This window comes from Lysobacter sp. Root667 (assembly GCF_001427715.1).
Classification (GTDB): Bacteria; Pseudomonadota; Gammaproteobacteria; order Xanthomonadales; family Xanthomonadaceae; genus Lysobacter.
This window is the reverse complement of sequence record NZ_LMHF01000009.1, coordinates 649215-661929: the sequence shown is the minus strand read 5'-3', so window position 1 is coordinate 661929 and position 12715 is coordinate 649215. Positions and strand designations below refer to the sequence as shown.

Here is a 12715-nt window from a genome sequence, read left to right as displayed (position 1 = left end):
TCATGCCACAAGTAGGAGACATTTGGGAAAGCTATCGCGCCGGCGAGTTCGTGCTGATCATCGACGGGCGCGAAAGCCCCGGGGTCAGCAAGATCGGCGGGCTCAGCGAAGGCGAGCTGGAAACCGTGGAGCAGCCGCACGGCGGCTCGTTCCGCGTGTTCAAGACCGCCGGCGGCAAGGTCAAGTTCGACTCGCTCACGATCGAGCGCTACGTCGACGGCAGCCCCGAGGACCAGCGCTTCAAGGACTGGTTCCAGGAGTGCTTCAAGCTCAATCGCGACGACCAGGGCGCATCCACGCCGCGTCGCGACGGGATGATCGTCAAGCGCCATAACGGCGCCGACGTGCTGACCTTCGCCTTCTACGGTGCCTGGGTGAAGTCGTCGAAATTCACCGACCTGGAAGCCGGGTCCACCAATCACTTCAAGCAGACCATCGTCCTCGAACACGAAGGACTGGAGCGTGTCGAATGAGAACCGAAGCCACCGCACTGCGCGAGGTCCCGATGCCGGCCCCGGCCGCGTCGACGACCCACCGCACCTACGAGTTCGAACTGCCGATCGGCGTCTACGACGACGAGGGCCGCCTGCACCGCCACGGCATGCTGCGCAAGATGACCGGCCGCGACGAGGCGATCCTGGCCGATCCGCAGAACCAGCGTAACGGCGGCAAGCTGGTCACCGAACTGCTGGCCAGCTGCATCGTCGGCCTGGGCGAACTCAAGTCCACCGGCCCCTCGCTGGTCTCGGAGATGTATTCGGCCGACCGCAACTATCTGCTGCTGCGGCTGCGCGGCGCGACCTTCGGCAACGAACTGCAGGCGACCTACAAGTGCCCGTCCTGCGGCCACGCCCACGAGGTCACCGAGGAACTCGACGCACTGCCGGTACGGCGCATGGGCGAAGAGGAATCGGCCGGCGAAATCCGGATCCGCCTGGAGGATGGCTACATCGACAACCAGGGCGTGGCTCACCACGCGATGGTGATGCGTCTGCCGACCGGCGCCGACGAGTCGGCGGTCGCCCCGCAGATGCGCAAGAACGCCTCGCTGGGCAAGAACGCGTTGCTTGCGCGCTGCATGAAGTCGCTGGGCGACGTGCCGCAGCACCGGCTCAACGCGATCGGACCGAAGCTGCTGGCCGAGCTGACCATGACCGACCGGCGCCTGATCGACCGGGCGCTCAACTCGGCCGCGCCCGGCGTCGACCTGATCCGCGCGCTGGAATGCCCGGCCTGCGGCCACGAGTTCAAGGCCAGCCTGGATCTGTCCCATTTTTTGGCATTGGACTGACGCTCGAGGATTTGCGTCGCGAGGTGTTCTTTCTGGCGTACCACCTTCACTGGCCGCACGGCGAGCTGATGGACATGCCCACCGAGGACCGACGCAGCTTCGCGCGTCTGCTGATCGAGCAGATCGAGCGGGAAAACGCCGAAATCGAATCGTCACGGAGCCGTTGAATGCCCATCGGGCTGCTACTGACCGGACTCTCGGCGCCGCTGGCCGCAATGGCCACGGCGTTCGAACGCTGGAGCGCGGTGCTGCGGCTGGAAGCCGTGGTGATCGACCGCGCACGCGGCGCGTTCCTGGTCGAATGGTTCGGGGCAAGGCTGCCCCGCATCGGCACCCGGCTGCGTGTGGTGATCGAAAACATCCAGGCCCTGGGCGAGCGCTACCGGGAAGCGCGCTCGCGTTCCATGGGCGGACAGACCGGCCCCAATCTGCTCGAACCCGTCGCCGGTTTGGCCGGTATGGCGGCGGGCATGTTCATCAGCCCCAGCGGTGCGCTGATGTACCTGTATTCCTGCCTGCGCGAATCGGCGGGCATCATCGTCTCCAGCCTGCTGACCATCCTGTACAGCCCGGTCTTTCTGACCGAGATCACCGGCCTGGGCACGGCGTTGGCGATGGTGGCGTTTCCGCTGGTGCTGATCGGCGGCTTCGTCGTGGCGATCATCGCTGCGGCGGGCGGCGCCAACAGCTCGATGGTGCTGGCATTCGAACTGCTGGGCGACGCCACTCGCGCGATCCAGGCGTTGACTCGCTTCATCAACCTGCTGATGGGCCCGCGTGAGGCGATCCGCAATCCGCTGCTGAAGAGCATCCTCGGACTGGTCGACCGCATCGCCGCGCTGTTCGCGCAGCTGGTGGGCGCCGCGGCCTGGCTGGTGACCCGCTTCGGCCGGATGCTGCTGTCCACGGCGATGCAGTTCCGCGCCCTGATCGATTTCGCCAAGGGAATCTGGGACGTGGTCGACCGCATTGGCCGCGGCACCGTGACCGCGCTGCAAGGCGCCGACCCGGAGGCTTCGCCGCTGGCGATCCTCATGCGCCTGATCGATCACGTCATGGCCGTCGCCCGGCGACTGATCGAGATCGCCGGCGCGATGCTGGCGGAGATGGTGGTATCGCTGAAGTACGGCTTCGGCTCGATCGCCGACCGGACCCGGGCCGAAATCGAAACGACCGTGTCCATGGCGCGTTCGCTGATTGAAGACCTGCCGATGATCAAGATGTTCCGCGCGACCGCGCGGATGGTGACCGTGGTCCGCAGCATCTTCGCGTCTTCGGGTATCGGAAAATCGAAGCCGCCGGCGGCGACGCCGCCGCCTTCGTCCGGTGGCCTGGGCGGCGCGGTCCGCGGCGGCGTGGGCGCGGGCCGTGCGCTCTCCAGTCTGCTGGTCGTCCCGCCCACGCCCAGCCTGGACTTCGCCCGGCGCATGGTCGACACAGCCCGCGGCGGCGCCGTCGTCACCAACCCCTGGGGCCCGGACTTCGACACCGACATGGCCGCGCCGTTCGCGCTGGACCCGGCCACCGACGCGCTGGCCGAGCAGCTGATGGCCGAGCCTCCCAGCGTGTTCCGCGGCGAGATCCCAATGATGGTGGCCGAGTTCGGCGTGGACACGCCCGACGCGGCGTTCGAGCAACTGCGCACCGAAGAACTGCGCTACCGCGACGTGCTCTACACCGTGGCCGCACGCATCCTGCCACCGCAAATCCAGATTCGCATTCCGATGCTGCTGGATGCCTTCGACGCGCTGGACCGCCGCGTCTACGGCCGCGACGTGCCCGAACGTGAGACCGAATTTCCGGTGCGCGATCTGCCCGACAACGGCCGCCTGCGCCCAGTGGTGCGCAAGATCACCGTGCGCGCGCCCGGCGCCGATCCCATATCGGTGCGCAACATCGCCAACGATCTGACCCGCCTGCTGCGCGAGCAGACCTACCTGGCGCCGGCGGGGTGACGGGCATGCCGATCGATTTCCTACCGATCACGTCCGACTGGCTGGCCGCCTTCGACAACTATCGGCGCCGCATCGGCGGCCTGTCGGCGGCGCTGCAGCGCTGGCTGACCGAGCGCCTGAGCCGGCTGGGCGATTTGGAGCGGCGCACCCGCGCGTTCCCGATCTTCGCCTTCGAGGGCCGCGCCCTGTCGCTGGCCATCGACCCGCAACAGAACGGCGCGCTGCGCCCCTACCGCAACGCCGGCCAGGCCTGGGCGGCGCCGTTCGTAGCCTTCGGCCGCGGCTTCACCCGCATTCCGCAGGCGGTGGAAGACGAGATGGTGCTGCCGAACCTGATCGGCATGATCGAAAACATCATCTCTGGCATCGGCGGCTCCATCGAGCGCCTGATCGAACCGAAGTCCACCAGCTTCGATCCGCGCAACGCGCGCGCCGGCGACCTGTTCGGATTGCTCGCCATGGCCTGGCGCGGCCTGACCACCAGCATCGGGCAGTTGCGCACCATGGTCGGCGACCTGGGCAAGGCGATGGCCCTGTTCAAGACACCGCCGGCCGCCCACGGCGGCCCGACCGCGCCGCCCACCCCCGCCGAGGCGGTGGCGACCAAGGCCGAGCCAGCCGGCCCGGGTTTCGGCAGCGATACGATCGACCTGGTACTGCGCGGCATGACCGCGGCGATGCTGGTGCTGCCGATCATTCCCGGCTGGATCCGCACCCTGGCCACGGCGCTCTGGCTGCGCTTACGCCTGACCGTGGTGGAGGTGCTGCGGCGGATCGAGGCACGGGTGTTCAAGGCGCGCCGGGAAGTCCTGTCGTTCTTCTTCGAGGGGCTGCCGAAACTATTGCGCGAGGTACCGGCGCTGGTGGGCGCGATCGGCACGACGCTGCAGTGGAGCATCAACTATTTCTCGGCGATCGCGCGCATCTACCTGGAAACGGTGCTGTTCTCGCTGACCGTGTTCCTGCGCGACCTGCAGCGCCAGGTCAACGAAATCATCATCATCATCGACTACGTTCTGGCCGCGATCGACGCGATCATGAACTTCGACCTGTTGGAACTGATCAAGCCGTTCCTGGGGCCGACCGCGATGCTGATCGACATGATCGGGCTCAAGCTGCCGGTCAGGGATGTGCTCGACGTGGCCGGTGCGGCCCTCAACACGGCGCTGTACCTGGCGCTCAAAGCCGCCATCCTGGCCGCGCACGGCACCATCGTGTCCAGCGACTTCCTGCCGGTCATCAACGACCTGCCCTGGGTCGGCTCCAAGCTGGACGCCCTGCGCGCCAGCCTGCTGCACGACCTGGGACTGATCGAGAAGATCGTCGACGCGCTGTTCCGCAACACCGGCGGCCCCATGAAGGAGACCGCGCCTCCGCGCATTCCGCGCATGCCCAACTTCTACGACCTGCTGATCGGCGTACGGCCGGGCGAACTGGGCCGCGAAATGGGCAGCTTCGGCCGCGCCCTGGGACTGAACGTCCGCGGCCTGTTCGAGAACATCTCGCGCACGCTGTCGCATCTGGGCGAGGTGTTCTCGCGCACCGCCACCGATTTCGCCCGCACCGGACCGGCCGGGCGCATGCAGCGTTTCGCGCGCGAATCGGCCGCGCTGGCCAACGGGCTCTACGACGGCCAGATCCGCGCCCTGGGCGACCGCATCCAGGCCGCGCCCATCGGCGCCTGGGAACGCTGGCTGGCCGGCAACGGCTTCCACCTGATCGGGAAAGTGATTCCGATGTACATCGGGCAGATGCGGAGCTGGTGGCGCGAGCGCGCCATGGCCGGCGAAGAGAACTACGTCGAGTTCACTCCGACCTCGCCGCACATCCTGGCGCGACGCGCGCGCCTGGGCCGCGTGCGCGTGCCGCGCCTGACTCTGCGCGCGCAGGGCCGCGCCCACGACGAGCCGCTGGTGCGCGAACTGGCCCAGCGTTTCCGCGAAGCGGTGGGTCAGGCCTATGCCGAAGGCCAGCGCCAGTTCGATCAGATTGCGGCAGGAGCGCACTGAGCCATGGCCGACGACGCCCGCGACGAGATCGTGACCCAGATGGGCCTGATGCTGACCCAGATGAAGGGCCTGCACGGCACCATGGAACAGGTCGCCCAGGCCACCGTGCGCTACGCCGGCTTCGCCTTCGCCGAGGCGTTCACACCCGGCGGCCGCTTCGGTGCGCCGCCGATGCGCGGCGGCGCGCTGCTGGTGCACGTCAGCAATCTGCGCGACCTGGTCGCCAGCAGCGGCGTGGCCGGCTTCTTCGAAGGGCTGTTGGGCGGAATCGGCCGATTCTTCGGCGGCCTGTTCGGAGGGCTGATCGGCGGCACCATCGCCGGCGTGGCGCTGCCGGTGATGATCTGGAAGATCGAATCCATCGTCTCCAAGCTGCAGGACATCCTCAAGCGGCTGGGCATAGGCGGCAAGAAGCCCGACGAGGGCAAGAAGGGCAAAGGCAAGGCAACCACACCGACCGAAGCCGTCAGCGAAAGCGAACCTGCCGCATCGGTCGCCGGCGCACCATTGACGGATCAGATCGGCGAACTGCGCGACATCCTCGATCTGCTCACCGGCCTGTTCGAAGCCGCGAGCAGCGGCGGCGGTGGGGGCGGTACGCCCGCGCGGGAACGATTGCAGGCTTCGCTGACTCCGCAGCAAGAACGCTGGATGGGCCTGCTGCGCTCGGTCGAAAACATCGTCGGCGGCGTCACCCGCATCGTCAACGGCCTGATCATCCTGGTGCCGATGGTAGTGGGCAGCCTGGCGCTGCTGTTCGACAAGCTGGACACGTTCAAGCTCGCCATCGTCGAGATCCTGCAATTCCTGGTGCGCAACGTCCTGCTGTTGCGCGGCGTGGTGCTGGTGACCGTGTTCGACCTGCTGGGCGTGGTGGCGCGCCTGGCCGCGGGCCTGGCCCAGGTCATAGGCGAAATGCTGCAGGGCATCCTGACCAGCCTGTTCGACATCGCCGGCACGGTGCTGGAGGGCGCGCTGGCGGTGTTCCAGTTCCTCGCCGGCGGTCTGCAACGCGTGGTCAACGGCATGCTGCGCTGGCTGGTGGATACCTTGTTCATCGCCCTGGCGCGCTTCGGCGACCTGCGCGTGTTCCGCCTGATCACCCACCTGATCCAGGTGATGCCGGCGGTGCTGCCGCCGCTGTACGAACTGCTGCGCAACAAGGAAGTGGACCCCACCACCAAGCTCCCGGTCAGCGCGCCGCTCACGTCCACTCAATTGGCCGACCTCAGCGCCGCGGCGCGATTGCCGCTGCCGCCTCCGGTCACCGCGTCCACCAAGTTGCCTTCGTCGCTGCTGCCGCCTATGCCCGACCCGGCCGCGCTGGCTGCGCCACCGGCGGCGCTGGCGACGCTGCGCGCGCAGATGAACGATCTACGTACCGGCCTGCTGGACGGCGTGCAAGCGCTCACCGGCAGCGTCGCCACCGGCTTCGCCGCACTGTCGGCGCGCTTCGATTCGATGATCTCCACCGAACTGGACCGCAGCCGCAGCGACTACGCCACCAACCTGGAAGCGGTGCGCGCGCGCTCGACCGAGTTCGCCAAGGCCTTCGCCGAAGCCGAAAAAGCGGTGCGCAAACGACCCGAGACCGGAATGGAGGCGATCGCGCAGGCCTACGAAACCTGGCTGTCCGGCGACGGCCTGCGCACCCTGCTGGACCAGATCACCGCGCAGTTCTCCTCCACCCCGGCCACCGCCGGCGACTCGATCCCCGGCCGCATCGTCGGCGAGGCGGTCGATCGCCCGCGCGCCTCGATCGAAATCCAGGAAGTGATCATCGACCTGACCGCGGCCTCGCCCGACGGCGGCGACGGCGGCATCGGACCGCTGCCCTCGCCGGAACTGATGTACGCGCAACTGCTCGCCTACCAGCGCGAGCTGGCCCAGCGCGGCTCCGACGATTCCACCTTGCTGCCGGCCTGACAGGAGACGAGACATGCCCGCCTACGGATACCTCGCCTGCTGGAACAGCCTGCCGCCGCTGGTGTTCCGCTTTCAGTTCAATCCCGAGTCGCTGACCGAGAAGCGCGGCTACAAGTACACCGATGTCGAGAATTTCGGCAACTGGGCCTTCGACAAGACTTCGGCCGCGCTGAGCGCCAACAAGCCCTGGTACGTGAAGCTGGCGACCGCGCCGGCCGGCGCACTCGAGGATCTCAAGGAATTCGGTCCGCAACTGGTGCGCACCCACCCCTTGGAAGCCGGCTGCGGCGAGCCGCGCACCTTCGCCCTGGATTTCGTGCTCGACGGCCTGGTGCGTCCGGAAGGCGCCACCGCCGACGTCGGCAACCAGTACGACGGCGACATCTCGCCCGATCTCGCCCTGCTGCGTTCCTTCGTCAATCCCGGCGTCGACGTGGGCAGCCTGGTCGAGTGGATCAGCAGCGGTTTCGAGAAGACCTTCGCGCCGCCGCTGTGCACGCTGATTTACGGCGGCATCAATACCGACTGCGTGATGGAGAACCTCAGCATCAAGATCACCCGCTTCAACGCCGACACCTCGCCCTCGCGGGCGGAGATCAGCGTCAGCCTGAAGCAGCAGACCAAGGCGATCTCGCCGCTGGTCGAAACCATCGAGCGCTACGTCAACGTCGCCCGGACCATGGGCCGCTCTGGCTACGGCATGGACTACGTCAACGTGCTGCCGGGCGCGTCGGTCATCAAACACATCTTCGATCTCTAGGAGCACCGCGCGCATGTCCGTTTCCGCACGATCGCGATACGCCCGCCTGGCGCCGATGCAGGCCCCCGACGCCGACGGCGTGGTGCGCACCGCGCTGCCGATCCGCCGCCATGAGGGTGTGCCGGCGAGCTCGGCGCGTTACGCGCACCTGGTCACCGGCGCCGAATCGCTGGAATACCTGGCCTGGCGCTATCAGGGTTCCAGCGAAGCCTGGTGGCGCCTGGCCGACGCCAACCCGCTGCGCTTTCCGCTGGAATGGCGCCCGGGCGACAAACTCGACATCGCTTCCGGCACCGGCGCTCCCGGCCTGGTCGAGCGCGACCGGCGCTTCTGAGGACGCGCCATGAGCGACAGCCGCCAGCCGTACAAGCGCGTGCACCTGCAGGGCATCGACATCAGCGCCAACGTGCGCAGTGCCGAGGTCGAGGACAACGATCGCCTGATCGACAAGGCGGTGGTGGTGCTCAACGACCCCAGCGGCAGCGGCAGCGAAGCGCCGCGCGAGGGCAACACGCTGCTGGTCGACCTGGGCTGGGGCGAGAACCACGCGGTGCTGTTCGAGGGCGAAGTCACTCAGATCGCGAACGCGGCGGCGGGCTGCAATCCCAAGCAACTGACCATCACCGCGCTCGACCTGTCGTACCGGATACGCAAGCGCCCGTTCCGCGCCACCCACCACGTCGGCACGCTGAGCTCGATCCTGCGTAGCATCGTCACCCGCGAGCCCACCACCGGCATCGCGGTCGGCCAGATCGAACCCAGCCCGGACCCGGAGTTCACCGAGGCGGCGCCGCTGCGCCAGACCACCCAGAACGATTGGGACTTCATCGTGCTGCTGGCGCGGCGGTATTCCTGCCGCGCCTTCGTCGAATACAACGGCGGTGTCTCGAAGTTCTACTTCATTCCGCTCGCGCGCCTGACCGAGGGCGAGGCCATGGGCACACTGGCCGCCACCGGCATGGCCGGACGCATTACCCGCTTCTCCTACGAACGCACCGCCAGCGCCGCCTCGCCGCGACGCAGTACCGCCACGGTGGATCCGATCAGCGGCGACACCGTCACCACCACGCCGCCGCCGGCACCGGCCGAGCCCGCGCACGCGCCCAGCGAGACCGTCGCCGAGGCCGGCGGCGCGCCGCTGGACAGCGCGCTCGCCGTCGCCGGCGAAGCCACCGAAACGCCGCAAAGCCAACGCCCGGAGACCTTCACCCCGGGCACGCCCTCCAGCCCCGCGCGCGCGACCAGCGATGCCGCCCAGGACCCGACCATGGCGCTGGGCTTCACCGCCCGCGGCGCCTGTGTGGGCACGGTGATGTTGCGCGCCAAGGGCGCGGTCGACGTCACCGGCATCAGCGGCTGGGGCGCCGGGCGCTGGTACGTGCGCAAGGTCAAGCACACGGTGTGCACCGTCTCCGGCGGCGGCATGTCGCCGGGCTACACCTCCGAATTCGAACTCACCCGCTAGGACGCCATGAACGCCATCCACCGCCATGCCGAACGCTGGTACGGAAAGTACAGCGGCACCGTCACCGACAACGAAGACCCGGAACAGCAGGGCTGCGTCAAGGTCAACGTGCCGGCGATCTTCGGCGCCGAGCTCGCGGTCAACGCGCGCCCGTGCTTTCCCTACGGCCACTTCTTCGTGCCGCCGGTGGGCGCCAAGGTCTGGGTCGAGTTCGAAGGCGGCGATCCCGAGTTCGCGATCTGGGTCGGCGCCTGGTACCCGAAGGCCGCGACGCCGCAGGAGAGCCGGGTCTCGCCGCCCGACAACCGGGTGATCCAGACCGTCAGCGGCCACACCATCGAGCTCGACGACACCGACGGCAGCGCGCGGGTCGTGATCCGCCACAAGGACAACTCCTTCCTGGCCATCGACGACAAAGGCAGCGTGGTGGTCTCCAACAAGACCGGCTCCACGCTCTATCTCAACGCCGACAAGGGCGAGGCTTCGCTGATGTCCGAACAGGGCCACGTGATGGCGATGAACGCCGACGGCGTGGTGCTGATGAACAAGGACGGCGCCAGCCTCGATCTCACCGGCGATACCGTGCGCATCACCGCGGCCAACATCCTGCTCGAAGGCACCACGGTGTCGGTCGGCAGCGGCGCCAGCGAGCCGACCTTGCTGGCCAAGCAGTTCGAACTGCTGTGGACGCAGTTCATCACCCACGTGCATCCCAGTGCGATGGGACCGACCGGTCCGACTCCGATCGCGCCTGCGTTGGCGATGTTGCCCACCCACCAGACCGCCTCCGTGCTGGTCAAGTGAGGAGCGCGCGCAGATGAGCCGCTGCACCTTCCCCGAGCTGCCGATCCCGCTATCGCTGCCGCCGTTGCCGCCGCTGCCGGTGCCGCCGTCGTTGCCGGCGATGCCCGAGYTGCCGGCCTTGCCGTCGCTGCCCGGACTGACGCTGCCGACCCTGCCGATCGCGATCACCTTGCCGCCGTTGCCGCCCTTGCCGATCCCGCCTGCGCTGCCCGCGCTGCCCGCATTGCCCACCCTCCCCCCCTGCCCGCTGGACTGACGCCATGTCCCTGGACCGCAACACGATGGAATCGAGCTTGGCGACCACGCTGCGCACCAACTTCAAGAAGGGCGTGGACGAAGAGTGGGACGAGGAGCGCGCCGCCGACGAAATGGCCAAGGCCATCGCCGACGTGGTCCACGCCTACGTCAGCGGTGCGCGCGTGACCGGTGTGCAGTCGCAAGTACGTGATAACGGCAACGTGCCGATAGGAACCGCCACCCAAACCGGCGAAGTCGGACTGAGCTGAGGAGCAATAGCGACATGGACAACGTCATGGGTTTCGCCTTTCCCTTCTCCCTCTCCGACGGCGGCGTCCAGCGCGCCAGCGGCCAGGACAAGATCCGCCAGAACATCCGCGCGCTGCTGGCCACGCGTTTCGGCGAGCGCGTGATGCTGCGCGAGTACGGCACCCGCATCCACTCGCTGGTGCACGACCCCAACGACGAGGCGATGGCCACCCTGGTCAAGCGCCAGCTGCAGGAATGCCTGCTGGCCTGGGAGCCGCGCGTGCTGGTCACCAACGTCACCTTCGAACGCCGCGAGGCCGAGCTGTACGTGCGCCTCGACTACACCCACACCAGCGAACCCAGCACGGATTCGCTGCTGGTCCCGTTGGCCTGAGCAAGGAGCGCCGTCATGGCCGTCACCGATCCGTTGCCGCCGGCGATCGATTACACCAACAAGGACTACGCGTCCTTGCGTCGCGCCATGCTCGATCTGGCGCGCCTGCGCCTGCCGGAATGGACCGACCACACCCCGTCCGACCTGGGCGTGGTGCTGACCGACATGGTCGCCTACACCGGCGACGTGATCCTGTACTACCAGGATCGCATCGCCAGCGAGTTGTTCCCGGGCACCGCGCGCGAACGCCGCAGCGTGCTGCAGCTGCTGCGCCTGATCGGCTACGAACCCACGCCGCCGCTGCCGGCGCGCGCGGACCTGCTGCTGACCTTCTCGGTTCCGGTCGGCCCGGCGGTGATCGTGATCCCCAGCGGCGCGCAGTTCATCGCCAGCCAGCCCAGCGACGACCCGCCGACCTTCGAATACCTCGGCCCGGCGCTGTCGATCGATCTGCATTCGGACCAGGTCCTGCCTGGCGCGGTCGCCGGCCAGGCCCAGTTCGTACTGCCGGTGTCGCACAGCCGCAGCCTGCCGCCGACCCTGCTCGGTTCTTCCAGCGGCGAACCCAACCAGAGCTTCCGCCTGCCGCACAAGCCGCCGATCCTGGAAAGCCTGGTGGTGGAGGTCGACGAAGGCGCCGGCTGGGTGCGCTGGGACCGGCGCGACAACTTCCTCTACAGCACCGGCCCCGACGGCCGCACCCTGCTGTCCACGCGCGACTCGCGCGACTACATCTGCCAGTTCGACGAGAACGACGCCTGCAGCATCCTGTTCGGCGACAACGTGTTCGGGCGCATTCCGCCGCGCGGAACCAACAACGTGCGCGCGACCTGCCGGGTCGGCGGCGGCACCCGCGCCAACGTCTCGGCCAATACCATCACCCGCGCGGTGACCGTGCTGCCGAACCTGCTGGCGGTGACCAACCCGGCCCCGGCCGCGGGCGGCAGCGCTTCGGAGAGCAGCGAGATCGCGGTCCGCAACGGACCCATGGTCTACCGCAGCGGCCGTCGCGCGGTCACGCCCGACGACTGCGTGGCCCTGGCGTATCACGCCGGCGGCGTGGCCAAGGCGCGCGCGCGCAGCCGCAACTGGAACCAGATCGACCTGATCGTCGCCCCGCAAGGAGACAGCTGGCGTCCGGTGCCCGAAGCCCTGCGCACCGCGCTGCTGGCCTATTTCGAGGACAAGCGCATGGCCGGCACGCAGTTGCGCGTGCTCGACGCCAGCCCCGCACCGGTCGCGATCGCGATGACGGTGCGCTACGACGCGCGCTACCAGGCCGATCCGCTGCGTCAACAGATCGCCGATGCGGTCGCGCGCTACCTCGCCTACGACGCGGTCGATTTCGGTCAGGCGCTGTATCCCAGCGACCTGTTCGCGCTGATCGAAGCCATCCCGGGCGTGCTGTCGCTGGACATCTACCGTTTCAACCGCGCCGACCAGCCCGCCTCGACACTGGACGACGACCTGCGCCGCTACGACCTGCCGTCGATGGCCGATCTGCCGGACTTCATCCGCAACGCCCTGTTGTCGCGCACCGCCGTCGCCAGCCGCGTCGATGTCGGTCCCTACGAGCTGCCGGTGCTGTCGCAGCTCGAACTCAGCCTGCAGATCGGTTGAGGGGG

The 12715-nt window shown here is 68.2% G+C and carries 13 protein-coding genes; all 13 read left to right on the top strand.

From position 1 onward, the window contains the following. Positions 1-2 precede the first annotated feature (2 nt). The 13 genes from ASD78_RS06635 (at position 3) to ASD78_RS06575 (ending at position 12710) form a co-directional block, all read left to right on the top strand. A complete protein-coding gene (locus ASD78_RS06635; RefSeq protein WP_055903048.1) occupies positions 3-473 on the top strand; it encodes a phage tail protein in 471 nt (156 codons plus the stop codon). Then, on the top strand, positions 470-1291 hold the full coding sequence (locus ASD78_RS06630; protein WP_056099361.1) for a hypothetical protein: 822 nt from the start codon (positions 470-472) through the stop codon (positions 1289-1291). Before ASD78_RS06635 ends, ASD78_RS06630 begins: the two co-directional genes overlap by 4 nt. Positions 1292-1458: 167 nt before the next feature. Further along, positions 1459-3246, top strand: a complete 1788-nt coding sequence (locus ASD78_RS06625; protein ID WP_056099359.1) for a hypothetical protein — start codon at positions 1459-1461, stop codon at positions 3244-3246. Between the two features lie 5 nt (positions 3247-3251). After that, positions 3252-5255: a hypothetical protein gene (locus tag ASD78_RS06620; RefSeq protein WP_056099356.1), complete on the top strand. Its 2004-nt coding sequence runs from the start codon at positions 3252-3254 to the stop codon at positions 5253-5255. A 3-nt stretch (positions 5256-5258) separates the two neighbouring features. Beyond that, positions 5259-7181, top strand: a complete 1923-nt coding sequence (locus ASD78_RS06615) for a hypothetical protein (protein ID WP_056099353.1) — start codon at positions 5259-5261, stop codon at positions 7179-7181. 13 nt (positions 7182-7194) lie between these two features. Further along, a complete protein-coding gene (locus ASD78_RS06610; RefSeq protein ID WP_056099350.1) occupies positions 7195-7941 on the top strand; it encodes a hypothetical protein in 747 nt (248 codons plus the stop codon). A 13-nt stretch (positions 7942-7954) separates the two neighbouring features. Beyond that, positions 7955-8275 (top strand): hypothetical protein, encoded by a 321-nt coding sequence (locus ASD78_RS06605; RefSeq protein ID WP_156087603.1) that lies wholly within the window; start codon positions 7955-7957, stop codon positions 8273-8275. A 9-nt stretch (positions 8276-8284) separates the two neighbouring features. Then, positions 8285-9406 (top strand): hypothetical protein, encoded by a 1122-nt coding sequence (locus ASD78_RS06600; protein ID WP_056099349.1) that lies wholly within the window; start codon positions 8285-8287, stop codon positions 9404-9406. A 6-nt stretch (positions 9407-9412) separates the two neighbouring features. After that, complete coding sequence (locus ASD78_RS06595; protein ID WP_056099345.1) at positions 9413-10210, top strand: phage baseplate assembly protein V; 798 nt, start codon at positions 9413-9415, stop codon at positions 10208-10210. Positions 10211-10223: 13 nt separating this feature from the next. Then, positions 10224-10466, top strand: coding sequence for a hypothetical protein (locus tag ASD78_RS20585; protein ID WP_056099342.1), 243 nt, complete (start codon positions 10224-10226; stop codon positions 10464-10466). A gap of 4 nt (positions 10467-10470) precedes the next feature. Then, complete coding sequence (locus ASD78_RS06585; protein WP_055903068.1) at positions 10471-10716, top strand: hypothetical protein; 246 nt, start codon at positions 10471-10473, stop codon at positions 10714-10716. 14 nt (positions 10717-10730) lie between these two features. After that, a complete protein-coding gene (locus ASD78_RS06580) occupies positions 10731-11090 on the top strand; it encodes a GPW/gp25 family protein (RefSeq protein WP_056099340.1) in 360 nt (119 codons plus the stop codon). A gap of 15 nt (positions 11091-11105) precedes the next feature. Further along, complete coding sequence (locus tag ASD78_RS06575; protein ID WP_055903072.1) at positions 11106-12710, top strand: baseplate J/gp47 family protein; 1605 nt, start codon at positions 11106-11108, stop codon at positions 12708-12710. The last annotated feature ends 5 nt before the right edge of the window (positions 12711-12715 follow it).